The sequence below is a fragment of the Flavobacterium sp. MAHUQ-57 genome (assembly GCF_051908335.1).
Lineage (GTDB): Bacteria > Bacteroidota > Bacteroidia > Flavobacteriales > Flavobacteriaceae > Flavobacterium.
In genome coordinates, this window is the sequence record NZ_JBPZTE010000006.1 from 564610 (window position 1) to 580742 (window position 16133).

Annotated in this window: 13 protein-coding genes; 6 read left to right on the forward strand and 7 right to left on the reverse strand. The window is 35.2% G+C overall.

The genetic code is table 11. The annotated features are described in order from the left end of the window. The first annotated feature begins 107 nt into the window (after positions 1 to 107). Together ACS8MM_RS02925 and ACS8MM_RS02930 are read left to right on the forward strand one after the other, a co-directional pair. Positions 108 to 818 carry a YebC/PmpR family DNA-binding transcriptional regulator gene (locus ACS8MM_RS02925; RefSeq protein WP_379712856.1) on the forward strand — a complete coding sequence of 237 codons (711 nt, stop codon included), beginning with the start codon at positions 108 to 110 and terminating at the stop codon, positions 816 to 818. A gap of 153 nt (positions 819 to 971) precedes the next feature. After that, entirely contained in the window at positions 972 to 1508 is a 537-nt protein-coding gene (locus tag ACS8MM_RS02930; RefSeq protein WP_379712858.1) for a hypothetical protein, read from the forward strand. A gap of 57 nt (positions 1509 to 1565) precedes the next feature. Here ACS8MM_RS02930 and ACS8MM_RS02935 read toward each other — a convergent pair whose 3' ends face one another. Together ACS8MM_RS02935 and ACS8MM_RS02940 are read right to left on the reverse strand one after the other, a co-directional pair. Further along, a complete protein-coding gene (locus tag ACS8MM_RS02935; RefSeq protein WP_379712860.1) occupies positions 1566 to 2606 on the reverse strand; it encodes a PLP-dependent cysteine synthase family protein in 1041 nt (346 codons plus the stop codon). Positions 2607 to 2681: 75 nt separating this feature from the next. Continuing rightward, positions 2682 to 4742, reverse strand: coding sequence for a S9 family peptidase (locus ACS8MM_RS02940; protein WP_379712862.1), 2061 nt, complete (start codon positions 4740 to 4742; stop codon positions 2682 to 2684). A gap of 147 nt (positions 4743 to 4889) precedes the next feature. Here ACS8MM_RS02940 and ACS8MM_RS02945 point away from each other — a divergent pair, with 147 nt between their 5' ends. Continuing rightward, positions 4890 to 5216 carry a YbaB/EbfC family nucleoid-associated protein gene (locus ACS8MM_RS02945; RefSeq protein WP_379712864.1) on the forward strand — a complete coding sequence of 109 codons (327 nt, stop codon included), beginning with the start codon at positions 4890 to 4892 and terminating at the stop codon, positions 5214 to 5216. Positions 5217 to 5506: 290 nt separating this feature from the next. Here the strand turns inward: ACS8MM_RS02945 and ACS8MM_RS02950 are convergent, their stop codons facing one another. Further along, positions 5507 to 6532 carry a threonine aldolase family protein gene (locus ACS8MM_RS02950; protein WP_379712866.1) on the reverse strand — a complete coding sequence of 342 codons (1026 nt, stop codon included), beginning with the start codon at positions 6530 to 6532 and terminating at the stop codon, positions 5507 to 5509. Positions 6533 to 6657: 125 nt separating this feature from the next. On the opposite strand from ACS8MM_RS02950, the gene prfB reads away from it, so the two are divergent. Continuing rightward, a protein-coding gene (gene prfB, locus ACS8MM_RS02955) for a peptide chain release factor 2 (RefSeq protein ID WP_379712868.1) occupies positions 6658 to 7753 on the forward strand; the annotation gives its coding sequence in 2 pieces (ribosomal slippage) (positions 6658 to 6720 and positions 6722 to 7753; 1095 coding nt in all). A gap of 61 nt (positions 7754 to 7814) precedes the next feature. On the opposite strand, the gene ACS8MM_RS02960 is transcribed toward prfB, so the two are convergent. Next, on the reverse strand, positions 7815 to 8504 hold the full coding sequence (locus tag ACS8MM_RS02960) for a Bax inhibitor-1/YccA family protein (RefSeq protein ID WP_379712870.1): 690 nt from the start codon (positions 8502 to 8504) through the stop codon (positions 7815 to 7817). Between the two features lie 114 nt (positions 8505 to 8618). Between ACS8MM_RS02960 and ACS8MM_RS02965 the strand changes: the two genes are divergently transcribed. After that, positions 8619 to 10202 carry an FMN-binding glutamate synthase family protein gene (locus ACS8MM_RS02965; protein WP_379712872.1) on the forward strand — a complete coding sequence of 528 codons (1584 nt, stop codon included), beginning with the start codon at positions 8619 to 8621 and terminating at the stop codon, positions 10200 to 10202. A 69-nt stretch (positions 10203 to 10271) separates the two neighbouring features. On the opposite strand, the gene ACS8MM_RS02970 is transcribed toward ACS8MM_RS02965, so the two are convergent. From ACS8MM_RS02970 to ACS8MM_RS02980, 3 genes are all read right to left on the reverse strand, one after another. Then, positions 10272 to 10694: a DoxX family protein gene (locus ACS8MM_RS02970; RefSeq protein WP_379712874.1), complete on the reverse strand. Its 423-nt coding sequence runs from the start codon at positions 10692 to 10694 to the stop codon at positions 10272 to 10274. Between the two features lie 65 nt (positions 10695 to 10759). Next, complete coding sequence (locus ACS8MM_RS02975) at positions 10760 to 12388, reverse strand: M1 family metallopeptidase (protein WP_379712876.1); 1629 nt, start codon at positions 12386 to 12388, stop codon at positions 10760 to 10762. Positions 12389 to 12735: 347 nt separating this feature from the next. Further along, positions 12736 to 14379, reverse strand: a complete 1644-nt coding sequence (locus ACS8MM_RS02980) for an acyl-CoA carboxylase subunit beta (protein ID WP_379712878.1) — start codon at positions 14377 to 14379, stop codon at positions 12736 to 12738. A 182-nt stretch (positions 14380 to 14561) separates the two neighbouring features. Between ACS8MM_RS02980 and ACS8MM_RS02985 the strand changes: the two genes are divergently transcribed. Further along, positions 14562 to 16106: a tetratricopeptide repeat protein gene (locus ACS8MM_RS02985; protein ID WP_379712880.1), complete on the forward strand. Its 1545-nt coding sequence runs from the start codon at positions 14562 to 14564 to the stop codon at positions 16104 to 16106. Positions 16107 to 16133: the final 27 nt, after the last annotated feature.

Sequence of the window (16133 nt, forward strand, 5' to 3'; positions counted from 1 at the left end):
AGCGGCAAAATTAACCATAAAAAAAACCTTGTCAAATTTTTTTAATTGTCTGAAGTAACATTATTTTTGCATACGAAATTAAACGATTAAAAGTCAAACAATAAGAAATGGGAAGAGCATTTGAATTTAGAAAAGCACGTAAAATGAAACGTTGGTCAGCAATGGCTAAAACCTTTACCAAAATTGGAAAAGACATTGTAATGGCTGTTAAAGAAGGAGGGCCAAATCCTGAAACCAACTCACGTTTGAGAGCCGTAATCCAAAATGCGAAAGCGGCAAACATGCCAAAAGACAATGTTGACCGTGCGATCAAAAAAGCGTCCGATAAAGATACTGCCAATTTTAAAGAAGTTTTATTTGAAGGATATGCTCCACACGGAATTGCAGTATTAATTGAAACTGCTACAGATAACAATAATAGAACAGTAGCAAATATTAGAAGCTATTTCAATAAATGTAACGGAACACTGGGAACTCAAGGTTCTGTAGAATTCATGTTCGATCATACTTGTAATTTTAGAATTCCAGCAGAAGGTCAAGATGTTGAAGAACTTGAATTGGAAATGATTGATTTCGGTGTGGAAGAAATTTTTGCGGATGAAGACGGAATTGTAATGTATGCTCCTTTTGAGAGTTTTGGTGCAATTCAGAAAGAATTAGAAAACCGCGGAATTGAAGTATTATCTTCAGGATTTGAAAGAATTCCTCAAGTAACTAAGGAACTTACTCCAGAACAAATTGCTGATGTAGAAAAACTATTGGAAAAAATCGAGGAAGATGACGATGTAATGAATGTTTTCCATACCATGCAGGAATAACGATTATCAAAATACTTTTAGAAACTCCGGTCTTTACCGGAGTTTTTTTTTATGTCTGTGCGAATTCTGTAACACTTCACAAAAATCATATAAGACATTCCCGTTATAGCCATTCTATATTTGTAATGTATTAATCATTAAAACAATTTTATTATGAAAACTATAATCACGACGCTTGCAATTGTATTCGCATTAACCATTCAAGCACAAAACAAGAATGTACAAACAGAGGTAAAAACAACAATTACCACAATTAAGGATTCAGAAGGAGAAAAAAAACTAATCAAATCGGAGGTAACCAAAGAGGAGCAAAAAGTGGGAGTTGAAGTAGAAAAAGAAAGACCAGGTACCAAAAACATTCCAATGGCCAATAATCCGGTAGAAGTAACGAAAGCAACTGCTATTAATGCTGATGGTAAAACCAAAGTAGTTGATGTTGAACGCTCAACCTACTTGATGAATAACGGAAAACGATACGAGTTACAGTCCGATGAAGGCGGTTATACTATGAAACAATCCGAAGGAAAATTTAATGCTGTTTTGAGAAAAACATCTAATAATAATTATATCTATTACAACAAGAATAAATATGCTCTTGGCTATTTTGATGTTGAGGGAAATTTCATCCTAGAAACTTATAACACAAAATCGGATAAGATAACAGTAGAAAAATATACTATTGCAAAATAGTGAATTTGGTTAGTTGGTTAATAAAAAAAATCCCGCTCGATTGAGCGGGATTTTTTATTATTTAATGTATTCTATTTTTTGTGCTTCTTCTACATTAACGCTATCGAAGAATCCTTGATCATTCATCCACTCATCACTAAATACTTTACTCATGTAACGTGATCCGTGATCTGGAAATATAGCGATAACATTACTGTTTTCATCAAATTCTCCTTCTTCAGCGTATTGCTTAATAGCTTGCATAACGGCTCCTGAAGTATATCCAACGAATAAACCTTCTGTTTTAGCAATTGTACGAGTCATGTGAGCACTTTCCTCATCAGTCACTTTAACAAATTTATCGATCAAATCGAAATCTGTTGCCGTTGGAATTAAATTTTTACCTAAACCTTCAATTCTATAAGGATAAATTTCTTCCGCATCAAACTCTCTAGTTTCGTGGTATTTTTTCAAGACTGAACCATACGCATCAACACCTAAAATTCTGATATTTGGATTTTTCTCTTTTAAAAATTTTGCAGCACCAGATAAAGTACCACCTGTCCCGGTACACGCCACCACATGTGTAACTTTTCCGCTAGTTTGTTCCCAAATTTCAGGACCAGTAGTTTTGTAATGTGCTTCAATATTCAAATCGTTGAAATACTGATTGATATATACAGAACCTTTGGTTTCTTCATGTAGACGTTTTGCTACATTATAATACGAACGCTCATCATCGGCAGATACGTGCGCTGGGCAAACATAAACTTTGGCGCCCATACTACGTAACATATCAATTTTATCAGAAGATGATTTCGAACTTACAGCAAGTATACATTCGTACCCTTTAATAATACTCACCATTGCTAAACTGAAACCGGTGTTACCAGAAGTTGTTTCAATAATAGTATCACCAGGTTTAATAATACCTTGTCTTTCAGCTTCCTCAATAATGTATAATGCGATACGGTCTTTTGTTGAGTGACCCGGATTAAAGGCTTCTACCTTTGCGTAAAAATTTCCTTTAATTTCTTCAGTAATCTTATTGATTTTAATAAGTGGTGTGTTACCTATTAGTTCCAATACATTATTGTAAGCTTGTATATCTTGTCCCATATATTTTTATAATCGAGGCTTTTTTTGGAATTTTGGTAAGTCCAAAACTTTGCAAATCTATAAAAAAAAATTTAATTACTTTTTAATTCCTTCTAAATCTAACAAAAAACTGAACTCTTTAGCCACTTCCTTAAGTGCTTCGAACCTTCCAGAAGCACCTCCATGGCCTGTATCCATATTGGTATCTAAATATAACACATTATTATCAGTTTTCAAAGTCCTAAGTTTCGCTACCCATTTCGCTGGTTCCCAATATTGAACCTGAGAATCATGCAAACCTGTAGTTACCAACATATTCGGATAAGCTTTTTTATCCACATTATCGTATGGTGAATATGATTTCATATAATCGTAATATTCTTTTTCATTCGGATTACCCCATTCGTCGTATTCTCCTGTTGTTAATGGAATAGAGTCATCTAACATAGTCGTTACCACGTCTACGAAAGGCACTGCTGCAATTACACCATGATACAATTCTGGTTTCATATTGATAACCGCTCCCATCAATAAACCTCCTGCCGAACCTCCTTCAGCATACAAATGTTTTTCAGAAGTATATTTATTATCAATTAAAAATTTAGAACAGTCGATGAAATCAGTGAACGTATTAACTTTTTTCAACAACTTCCCATTTTCGTACCATGGTCTTCCTAAATCTTCTCCACCTCTAATATGAGCGATTGCATAAATAAAACCTCGATCCAACAAACTCAAACGTGTTGTCGAGAAAGTACAATCCATAGAATACCCGTATGAACCATAAGCATATTGCAACAATGGATTTTTTCCATTCAATTTGATTCCTTTTTTGTAAACCAAAGAAATAGGCACTTTTGTTCCATCTTGAGCAGTTGCCCAAACTCTTTTTTCCTCATAGTTGTTCTTATCGAACTTTCCACCTAATACTTCTTGTTCTTTCTTCACTTCTTTCGTCTTGTCTTTCATATTGAAATCGATGATAGAAGAAGGTGTCGTAAGCGACTGGTAACCGTAACGTAAAATGGTGGTGTCAAAATCAACATTCGTAGTTGTATAAGCCGTGTAAGTTTCACTGTCAAAAGGCAAATAATACTCACCTTCCCCACTCCATGGCATGATTCGAAGTTTTGTTAGTCCGTTATCACGCTCTTCTACTACTAAGTAATCTTTAAAAATTTCAATATCTTCCAACAATACATCTTCACGATGCGAGATAACATCTTTCCAATTATCTTTATCAGTAGCCGTTTCTGGCGTTTTCATTAATTTGAAGTTGGTAGCTTTGTCTTTATTGGTCAGTACATAAAAACTATCTCCAAAATGAGATATACTGTATTCTAAACCTCTAGTACGTTTTTGGAATACTTTGAATTCACCTTCAGGATTATCCGCAAGTAATGTTCTGTATTCTGTTGTCATTGTACTTTGAGAACCGATAACAATATATTTCTTTGATTTTTCTTTGTAGATAAAAACACTGAAAGTATCATCATTTTCTTCAAATACCAGAACATCATTTTTGGGATCGGTACCTACTTTATGACGGTAAATTTTATTTGAACGTAAAGTTACCGGATCTTTTGTTGTATAAAAAATAGTTTGATTGTCATTAGCCCAAACTGAACCTCCTGTACTATTTTCGATTTTATCAGCCAAGATTTCACCTGTTTCTAAATTTTTAATTTGAATGGTATAAATTCTGCGACTTACAGTATCTACTCCGAACGTGGCGAATTTGTTATTTGGACTTACACTTACGCCACCCAATTGGAAATACGAGTGTCCTTTTGCCAATTCGTTACAGTTGAATAAAACTTCTTCTGAGGCGTCAAGATTTTTGAATTTTCTAGAATAAATTGGATAATCTTGACCTTTTTCGAAACGAGAAATATACCAATATTGATTAAAAAAGTAAGGAACCGATTGATCATCTTCCTTTATTCTTGATTTCATTTCTTCAAATAATGCAGTTCTGAAATCTTTAGTATGAGCAGTCATCTCCTCATAGTATTTGTTTTCGGCGGTTAAGTAATCAATAACTTCTTTGTCTTCCCTTTGATTCAACCAATAGTAGTTATCAATTCGCTTATCTTGGTGTTTTTCAAGAACTTTGGGGACAATTTTAGCTAAAGGCGGTTGGATGTGTTTTGACATTTTTTTTTGAGCAATTACATTGTTAATTGGAAAAGTAAAAATAAGGCTTAAAAAGCTTATTTTAGTTAGGTTTTTCATTTTTGTTTAGTTGTTTATTTGGGTGGCAATTTAGTAATTTTGCAGAATTAATTTAAATCAAATAGAGAAATGTTTGGAGATATTATGGGTATGATGGGAAAACTAAAAGAAACCCAGCAAAAAATTGAAGATACCAAAAAACGACTTGACACCGTTTTAGTCGATGAACAAAGTAATGACGGTTTGTTGAAAGTAACTCTTACAGCCAATAGAACTATTCGCAATGTTTCCATAGACACAAGTTTACTTGAAGACAAAGAGCAATTGGAAGACTATTTGGTATTGGTATTGAACAAAGCCATTGCAAAAGCAACTGCTGTAAACGAAGCTGAACTCGGTGCTGTAGCCAAAGATGGTATGCCGAATATTCCAGGAATGGATGGACTTTTTAAATAAACAACAATCCCACTAGCGTGGGATTTTTTTTGATCTATACTATTCTGAGACTTTTCAAAAAACATAGTATTCATCAATAGTTAAAAAACATTCCCTTACGCATAAACAAATTCACCTAAACACAAAAAGTTATTCGCTTATACTTAAACAATTTGAGTAAAATTAAATAAGGTTGTCTTAATTAAGAAAAAAAAGGGAATACAAAAACTTAGCAGCAATCCAAAAAAAACAGTATCCCGAAACAAATCAATTCGGAGTAAAAATTTTAATATGAAACCGAAGCACTACTATTACATGGAAATCTTAGGAAGAATTTCCAAAACGTATTCGTGCATTACCTGACGGTAGTCTAAGTGGGTTACAATGCGTAATTTACCATGCCCCATTGAACTGATGTGAATACTCTTTTCCTTTAATTTTTCGATGATTGTTTTTTCATCCAGATACGGTTGAATAGAGAAAATCAAGATATTGGTTTCTACGGGTTCTACCGATGCTACCCAAGGCAAACGTTGTAAAATCAAGGCTAACTCTTTGGCTCTTCGGTGATCATCGGCTAAACGCTCGATATGATTGTCCAAGGCATAGATCCCTGCGGCCGCCAAATATCCTGCCTGACGCATTCCTCCGCCTAAAATCTTGCGAATTCGCAAGGCTCTTTTAATAGTTTTCGCATCAGATACCAAAACCGATCCGACCGGCGCTCCTAAACCTTTACTTAAACACACAGAAATGGAATCGAATAGCTCACCAAACTGTCTAGGAGATTGTCTTTTGGCCACCATTGCATTCCATAAACGGGCACCATCCAAATGATATTTCAATTGATTTTGAACACACACTTGTTTGATTTCGCGAAGCGTCTCCATATCGTAACAAGCTCCTCCTCCTTTATTTGTTGTATTTTCTATGCTTACCAGACTGGTTAAAGGAGCGTGGAAAAACTCAGGATCATTAATTGCTTTTCGCACCATATCGGCAGTAATCATACCGCGATTACCATCCAACAAACTTAAAGAACAACCACTATTAAAAGCTGCTCCACCTGCTTCATATAAATAAATATGCGACCATTTGTCACAAATAATTTCATCTCCAGGATTTGTATGCAATTTCAAAGCAGCCTGATTGGCCATAGTACCAGAAGGAAAAAACAATGCCGCTTCCATGCCAAACATATTGGCAACTTTAGCTTCTAAAGCATTGATAGTAGGGTCTTGTTTGTAGACATCATCCCCTACTCTTGCCTGAAACATGGCGTGTAACATTTCTTGAGTTGGCTTTGTAACGGTATCACTTACCAAATTTATTTCCATAATTATAAAAGGATTGGTACTTTTGCTTAGCTTTAGCCCCGATGGGAACGGCATCCTTTGCAGCGCAAAGATACAGTGGACAGCGGGAAATAGCTACAAATAAAAACCAAAAATATAAAAATTATATGACAAATGCCGAGCAAATAAAAGGTATTGTAGAACGCCTTGGTGCGTTGAGGAGGTATCTTTGACATTGATGCCAAACTAATCGAAATTGCTAACGAGGAAGAAAAAACCTTTGCGCCAGACTTTTGGAACAACGCGAAAGAAGCTGAAGTGATTGTACGTAATCTCCGATCTAAGAAAAAATGGGTAGAAGATTATGAAAAAGCAGTCAATTTAAGTGACGAATTGCAAATTGCCTACGAGTTTTACAAAGAAGGTAATCTTAGCGAAGAAGAATTGGATAGCCTTTACGATACCTTAAATACGCACATTGAGAATATTGAATTTAAAAACATGCTTTCGGACGAAGGTGACTCTATGAGTGCTGTTTTACAGATTACAGCTGGAGCCGGTGGAACTGAGAGTTGTGATTGGGCAAGTATGTTGATGCGTATGTATTTAATGTGGGGTGAAAAAAATGGCTATAAAGTAAAAGAATTGAACTTTCAGGAAGGAGATGTTGCCGGAATTAAAACGGTAACTTTAGAATTTGAAGGCGATTATTCGTTCGGGTATTTGAAAGGCGAAAACGGGGTGCATCGTTTGGTGCGCATCTCTCCTTTTGACAGTAATGCCAAACGTCATACTTCTTTTGCTTCCGTTTATGTATATCCGTTAGTCGATGACAGTATTGAAATTGAGATCAATCCAGCCGATATTGAAATTACCACATCTCGTTCGAGTGGAGCCGGTGGTCAGAATGTGAATAAAGTAGAAACTAAAGTACAGCTATTCCATAAGCCCACAGGAATTCAGATTCAATGTTCGGAAACCCGTTCGCAACAAGACAACCGACAAAGAGCAATGCAGATGTTACGCTCGCAGTTGTATGAGATTGAACTGAAGAAACAAATGGAGCAGCGTGCTGATATTGAAGCGAGCAAGATGAAAATTGAGTGGGGTTCACAAATTCGAAACTATGTTTTACATCCGTATAAACTAATCAAAGACGTTCGTACCAGTTATGAAACCAGTGATGTTGACGGTGTTTTAAATGGGAATTTAGATGAATTCCTGAAAGCCTATCTAATGATGATGGGGCAAAAAGAAGAATAATCACAAATGATGAATAAAAAAAGGAGCTAAATGCTCCTTTTTTTTATATTATCTCGAATCGTTACTCTTTTTCACTCATTACAATACGTAACACATACCAGAACAACAACATAATGGAAGAAAACAATTGCAAAGCAGCACCTACATACTGAGTAGTAGCAAATTGTTCTTTAATTTGATGCGTTTGGTATAAAATACTTGCCGAAGCTAAAATTACCATTCCAACCGAAAACCATAGTCCAAGGTTAAATCCAAATAGAATTCCGCCGACAATAGTTCCTAAAGCAACAAAACCACCAACAAGCACGATTGTTCTTAAAAAAGAAAAATCTGTTTTGGTAAATAAAACTACAGCAGTTAAACCCGAAAACATAAATAAGGTAATCATTGCTGCTTGTTGAATCAAATTACCATCCGAATCATACTGCACGGCATAACCTAACATTGGTAAAAAAATTAAAGCCTCAAGAATGACATTCAATCCTAATCCTAAATACTGTTTCTCTTTAGAAGGATGAAATGCCAATTTATCAGAGAAAGTTGATCCTAACCAAAAAATTCCCAACACCAAAAGCCATATTTTTCCACCAATCATTTGCAAAATAAAAGTTGCCGGTAAAATTTTCAACAAAATCGTCTCAACCACAATAAAAGCTAAGATAGCTAGAGCAACATGTGTATAGGTTTTTTTGAAAAATTCCGCTTGTTGTTCTTGTGAAACATTAGATACTAAATCGTTTTCTGTGTACATAATTCTCTTCTTAAATTTTACCAAAAATAATTAAAAATAACGGCTCGACACAAGTTTTTAAATTTTGATGAAATATTTTTTGTTATTTTATTACCTTATACAATACAATTATTTATGAGAAAAGCCTTCGTTGTTTTTAGTATCACCATTCTAGCTTTAACCGGAATTTTAATGTATGTCAATTGGAAGTTCAGTTTCTTATTACTGATTTTCATACCGTTGATTGCCATGGGATTGTTCGATATGTTTCAATCCAAACAAACCATTAAGCGAAATTTCCCTTTATTGGGCCGAATGCGATACGTATTAGAATCGGTTGGTCCGGAAATGCGTCAATATTTTATTGAAACCGACACTGAAGGTAAACCCTTTAATAGACTTCAGCGCAGCTTAGTGTACCAAAGAAGCAAGAAAGAAACATCAACACAACCTTTCGGGACCCAACTCAATGTTTATGATGTTGGTTACGAATGGATCAATCATAGTGTGAGAGCCATTCCTTTTAAGGAAGTCGATGAAAATCCGAGAGTAAAAATAGGCTCAACCCAATGTACAAAACCGTATGAAGCCAGCATGTTCAATGTAAGTGCCATGAGCTATGGATCGTTGAGCAAAAACGCAATACTTGCTTTAAACTCAGGGGCAAAACAAGGAGGATTCTTCCACAACACAGGTGAAGGAGGCTTATCCCCTTATCATTTGGAACCGGGCGGAGATGTGGTTTGGAACATTGGAACAGGGTATTTTAGTACTAGAGATGCACAAGGGAATTTTTCAGTGGAAGAATTTAGAAAGAGAGCTACATTGGATAATGTAAAAATGATTGAAATCAAATTTTCACAAGGAGCTAAACCCGGTCACGGCGGTATATTACCCAAAGAAAAAGTAACCGATGAAATTGCAGCAATTCGTTTGGTTGAAAAAGGAAATGACATTGTTTCACCACCCAAACATTCTGCCTTTAATACGCCAAGAGAATTGATGAAGTTTGTTCAATTATTACGGGAGAATTCAGGAGGAAAACCAATTGGAATCAAGATTTGTATTGGTAATAAATCAGAATTCTTATCCATTTGCAAAGCGATGGTCGCAACGAACACCTATTTGGATTTCATAACAGTAGATGGTGGCGAAGGTGGAACGGGTGCGGCACCACCTGAATATTCCGATCATGTAGGAATGCCATTGCGTGATGCATTGGCTTTCGTTTATGATAGTTTGAATGGATTTGGAATAAAAGATCAAATAAAAATCATTGCCAGCGGAAAAGTCATTTCCGGTTTTGACATAATCCGTTGTTTATCTATTGGAGCTGATTTATGCAATTCGGCCCGAGGAATGATGTTTGCTTTAGGATGCATTCAAGCGTTGGAATGTCATTCCAATACTTGTCCAACGGGCGTTGCAACACAAAATCCGAAACTTACCAAAGGATTGGTACCCGAAGAAAAAAGTGTACGTGTAGCTCGATACCAACATGAAACGGTTAAAAGTGCTATGGAATTGATGGCCTCGGCAGGAATTAGTCATCCGGACGGAGTTACAAGAGATGTGGTAAGTACACGTGTAGAACGCAATAAAACCGAAACTTTTGGAGAAACCTTTCCGGAATTGGAAACTGGTTGCTTATTGCATGAAAATTCAGTACCGGACAACTACCGTTATTTTTGGAAAAAAGCCACAGCAGAAAAATTTTAATAAAAAAGGAGTTCATTTAAGAACTCCTTTTTCGTATTGACTCCATTCGAATTTATTATTGTATTTCAATTATGATTCCATTTTAAAATAGTAATCGGCGGAATGTTTACCGCTTCCGAAGAAGAGGAAGAAAATACATACACAAAGTAATAAAAAAGATAAAATTAGATTACCTACATGCATTTCTCCAATAAAATTGACTAAAAAAGCACCTAAAAGTATAGGAAGTTGTGCCATAACGGCCCAGCGGGTTAATAATCCAAAAACAATCATGACTCCCCCCACCATATGCGCAGCCATGACATAATGAACAATTAGCATACCGCCACCTAAATTCTTAATCGGCTCCACCAATTGCGTATAATATTCTGTATTGGTCATGAAAGAAACTCCTTTCCAAAAAAGAAAAATCCCCACTACAATTCTTAAAATATCCAACGGATAGGATGTATGAGCATTAGCCCATTTGTTCAAGCTTTTTACAGTTTCCATACAGTTTAGTTTTTTAAATTAGTTACCTAAAATTACTAAATAGTACAGAAATAACCTACTCAAAATCAATATTTTATAAAAAACTTATCTTTTACTGGCTGTATCTCTTCGGTAGCTTTTACTTTTTCTTTGATTGTTTGCCAATCATTAGTCGCTTGCAATCTCACCTGTTTGCCTTTAATCAAAACATCGATGGGCATTTCAAAATTCTTTTCATTAGTTACCCAACGGTATTGAATACTACCTTTTTCTTTGCGCAATTGCAATTCAGGAATTTGAGTATGTTTTAAGTATTGATTGAAAACCGGAGTTAAATTCAAACCTGATTCTTTGTTGAAAAAATCCACCACTTGTTCGTGTGTAACGATTTGCTTTTTGAATGTTTCAGAGTAATTCAGAATTAAGCTCCACCATTTTGCATCATCGTTAATAATATGACGCATGGTATTTAACATCAACGCACCTTTCGGATACATGTCGCCACTACCCTCTTTATTTACACCATAATGTCCGATAATTGGACGGTCGTTGCTTACATTGTCATGCAATCCACGAGCATATTGCATCGCTTTATCATACCCAAACTGACATTCGATAAACACAATTTCAGAGTATTGAGTAAAGCCTTCATGAATCCACATATCGGCGATATCTTTTGAAGTAACGCTATTTCCAAACCATTCGTGACCACTTTCGTGAATCGTGATGTAATCAAAAAGTAATCCGACACCTGTTTGCGATAAGTCATTACCCAAATACCCTTGCATATAATGATTTCCATAAGCTACAGCACTTTGGTGTTCCATACCTAAATAAGGTGTTTCTACTAATTTGTAACCATCCTCACTAAAAGGATATTTTCCAAATTTCGATTGAAAGCAATCCATCATCGGTTTCACTTCTTCAAAATGTTTTCGGGCTTTTTGTTCATTGGCTCTTAAGACATAATAATCCAAGTCCAAACCTTTATGATTGTCGTGAATATGAACATAATCGGCAATATTAATGGTAATATCGTACGTATTGATTGGATTTTTCACTTCCCAATCCCAACGCGTATAGCCATTTTTCAAATCCTCGCTACCTAAGAAGCGCCCATTGGATACGTTCATTAAACCATTTGGAACAGCAACTTTAACAGACGTACCAAAATCCGGTTCGTCACTTTGAGAATCTTTTACAGGAAACCAACAACTTGCACCAAATCCTTGGCAAGCCACACCAATCCAAGGCTTAGCAGAGGTATCCTTTGCAAATACAAATCCGCCATCCCATGGAGCACGTTTAGCAACAACCGGTTTACCCGAATAATAGAAACGGATTTTTTGTGCTGTTCCTTTATTCAACATTTCAGGAAATTGAATAAATGTAGCCAAAAATTCCCTTTTGTACTGTAGTTTTTTATTATTGCACACAATACTGTCAACATTCATATTTTCGAATAAATCGATTTGAATGGTTTTGGTATTTTCTATGATTTTGAAATCGATATCATTATAACCAACGATTGATCTGTTATTAGGATCAATTGTAATGTTCAAATCATAGCGTTGCACATCGAAGCTGGTACGTTCCGGACGTAAACCACCTTGTAAGGTATCTCTTCTCGTAAACACTTCTTTGGCAACGGTAAGTTGAGCCGAAGCAAATTGACAAAATCCTAATAGAATTGTAGCGAGTACTAATTTTTTCATAGTTATAAAATAAAAAATCTACCACGTAAAGTTAATGGTAGATTTCGATTTTTTATTTTTTTTAAGAAAAGTTTAGGCCTTTTTAAAAACAACTAAAAAAATATCAAACATTTTTTTTATTATAAAAATTGTAATGCAATAACTTAACAAATAAGACAATAAAGCATATTCTTCATATAAGCCATCTCTAAAAACGAACAAACTGTAAATCCAAGTTAAAAAACTAGAGTCAATGTAGTAATTCATAAAGTTTATTCCTCCAGAAATTAATCCTACTACTATCAATCCCATTGGAAACAATACAATTGCAAAAATTGCAGAAAGCAAATATTTATGAATATTGTCCATTACACTTGAATCACTCCTAAATTGAACTGCTTTTCGATTGGTGCATGATTTGCCGCTTCAATTCCCATTGAAATCCAGGTTCTGGTTTCTAACGGATCAATGATAGCATCGGTCCACAAGCGAGATGCTGCATAATAAGGCGATACCTGCTCGTCATAACGCGATTTGATTTTATTGAATAATTCCTCTTCTTTTTCGGGAGTAATTTCTTCTCCTTTCGCTTTTAAAGAAGCAGCTTCGATCTGCATTAACACTTTAGCAGCTTGCGCACCACCCATTACAGCCAATTCGGCACTTGGCCAAGCAAAAATCAATCGTGGATCATAGGCTTTTCCACACATGGCATAATTTCCTGCTCCGTAGGAGTTACCAACCACAACCGTGAATTTTGGTACTACAGAATTGGAAACTGCATTCACCATTTTAGCACCATCTTTGATAATTCCGCCGTGTTCCGATTTTGAACCCACCATAAATCCGGTAACATCATGAACGAAAACCAAAGGAATTTTCTTTTGGTTACAATTCGCAATAAAACGCGTTGCTTTATCGGCCGAATCCGAATAAATCACACCTCCAAACTGCATTTCGCTTGGTTTTGTCTTCGATCCGGTCGTTTTCACAATTTTACGTTGGTTGGCCACAATTCCGACAGCCCAACCGTCGATACGAGCATAGCCTGTAATTAAAGTTTGTCCGTAGCCGGCTTTGTATTCATCAAATTCAGAATTATCAACCAAACGTTTGATAATTTCCATCATATCATATTGTTCAGCACGAGATTTTGGTAAAATTCCGAAGATTTCATTTTCATCCAAAGCTGGTTTTTCTGCTTTAATTCTATTAAAACCTGCCTTTTCGTAATCACCCATCTTACCAACAATGCTTTTGATTCTGTTCAAAGCATCTGCATCATCTTTCGCTTTAAAATCAGTCACACCCGAAATTTCACAATGTGTAGTTGCACCACCCAATGTTTCATTATCAATAGTTTCACCAATAGCTGCTTTCACTAAATAACTTCCGGCCAGGAAAATACTTCCGGTTTTATCCACAATAAGAGCTTCATCGCTCATAATAGGCAAATAAGCGCCACCAGCAACACAGCTTCCCATTACAGCGGCAATTTGCGTTATTCCCATACTACTCATGATAGCATTGTTTCTAAAAATTCTTCCGAAGTGCTCTTTATCCGGGAAGATTTCGTCTTGCATTGGTAGATAAACCCCTGCAGAATCCACTAAATAAATAATGGGCAATCTATTTTCTATAGCAATTTCTTGCGCTCTTAAATTCTTCTTTGCGGTTATTGGAAACCAAGCACCCGCTTTTACAGTAGCATCATTCGCTACTACGATACATTGTTTCCCCTGAATGTAACCCATCTTAACTACTACTCCACCGCTGGGGCATCCACCATGTTCAGCATACATACCATCACCTACGAAAGCGCCAATTTCAATCGAATTTTCATTGTCATCCAATAAATAATCGATACGCTCACGAGCCGTCATTTTTCCTTCGGCATGTAGTTTTTGAATTCTTTTTTCACCTCCGCCCAATTTTACTTTAGCAAAACGTTGTCGTAAATCTGATAGTAAAAGTTTGTTATGATCTTCGTTTTTATTGAAGTTTAAGTCCATGTTAGTCGTGTCTATTATTTTTTTGCGACGCTAAAGTACGAAAACGTTTTTTTTTAATTCTTTAAAGTTTTTAACATAACCCATTTTCTTAACCAAGAAAACAAATTGATAACCAAATGTTAAATCTCCTATAACTTTCTGTTTACTAAAAAGAAACTCTTTTGTAAGTTAAACCAACCCACATGAAGGCGTTATTCTTATTTGTATTTCTATCATTCCAACCTATTGCTTTTTCACAGAATTCGGAAGAACTAAAATCGCTTAAAAAAAATCAAGAGGAAGAAATAAAAGACTCCAATGAAAAGAGCTTCACACGCAAAATGAAAATCGGAGATATTTATGAAAAAAATGGATTTTATTCAGATGCATTGAAGTACTATAATCAGATTTTGGAGAATTATAAAACGAAAAAGAAAGACAGTTTGTATGTCATTGTGAATACTAAAATTGGAACTATTTACAAAAATACAAAGCAGTATAAAAGTGCTGCCGGTTTCTATAATGAAGCCATAACAACATCCAAACAGCTTAAATATAAAATTGGATTAGCAAATTCATTGAGCTTATTGGGTGCCAACTATGAAAAACAAGGAGATTATTTAAAAGCTTTAGCACTCGAAAACAAAAGCCTAACCTATCTTACCCCGAAAAAGCATCCTTTTGAGGTTGCCAATGTATATGAAAATATTGGAAGTATTTATGAAGACTTACTTGAATTGGATAAAGCATCTCTATATTTTCAAAAAGCTTATTCCATTTTTAAAGGAAGTACAACCAAAGAAGAAGCCAACATCTTAAATAATATTGCAGATATACACAGAAAAAAGAAGCAATTGGACGAGGCCATTCGCGTTAACCTACAATCCTTGCATCTTTCAAAAAAACTAAAGGATAACCGTTTACAAGAAAGTGCATATAAAGATCTTGCTAAAATTTATGCCCTCAAAGAAGATTACAAAAGAGCCTATGACAATCGAATTGAAGCAGAAAAATTCAAAGAAGCGGCATTAGTCAATGAAAATAAAAATCAGGTGAATCTTTTATTGACCGATTTTGAAATTGACCGAAAAGAATCACAAATCAAACTATTGGAAGAACAGAACAAATCGAGGGAAATGCAACTATTACTTCTCATTATCATTGCGGCATCTGTTATTATCATTCTGTTAGTGGTTTATTTTTCGATGAGAAAGAAAAAAATAGTACAAGAGAAAATTCAGTTGTACCAGCAACAAAAATTGCAAGCCGAATTGGAAAAAAAATGGATGGAAGAAAAAAACCTTCAAAAAAGTCTGGATTTAAAAACAGCAACCTTATCGAATTACAGTTTACACATTGCTCAAAAAAATAAAATCCTTTCAGAACTTTCTTTAAAATTAAAAAACATGGCCGATAGAAAATCTGTCAATCATGATGTTTTAATTAAGGATCTATGTTCTGAAATTGATTTTGTTCTGCATCAGGAAAATGAATGGGAAGATTTCAATATATTCTTTGAAGAAATTCATCCGAATTACATCAAAAACTTATCCAATATTGCGCTGGAAGATCTTTCGCCTGCCGAATTGAAATTAGGTATTTTATTGCGTTTGAATTTATCTTCGAAAGAAATTGCTGCCATTTTAAGAGTAACACCAGATAGTGTTCGTGTTGCTCGTCATCGTTTCAGAAAAAAATTACCTATCGATGCGAAGAAAGATCTCATCATTTTTTTATTGGAATTATAGCGTAAAACCGCGTTTGTTTTAGAAAGG